Origin of the sequence: Ornithinimicrobium sp. F0845 (assembly GCF_023015765.1) — a bacterium.
GTDB lineage: Bacteria > Actinomycetota > Actinomycetes > Actinomycetales > Dermatophilaceae > Ornithinicoccus.
The window spans coordinates 1-241 of record NZ_JALKAL010000054.1 but is presented as its reverse complement, the minus strand read 5'-3'; the positions used below and the strand labels follow the sequence as shown (position 1 = coordinate 241).

At 58.1% G+C, this 241-nt stretch carries 1 rRNA gene; it reads left to right on the top strand.

From position 1 onward, the window contains the following. Window positions 1-241 (top strand): 16S ribosomal RNA (locus MWU75_RS19695); the annotation flags it as partial.

Here is a 241-nt window from a genome sequence, read left to right as displayed (position 1 = left end):
CGGCTAACTACGTGCCAGCAGCCGCGGTAATACGTAGGGTGCGAGCGTTGTCCGGAATTATTGGGCGTAAAGAGCTTGTAGGCGGTTTGTCGCGTCTGCTGTGAAAGCCCGGGGCTTAACTCCGGGTCTGCAGTGGGTACGGGCAGACTAGAGTATGGTAGGGGAGACTGGAATTCCTGGTGTAGCGGTGGAATGCGCAGATATCAGGAGGAACACCGATGGCGAAGGCAGGTCTCTGGGC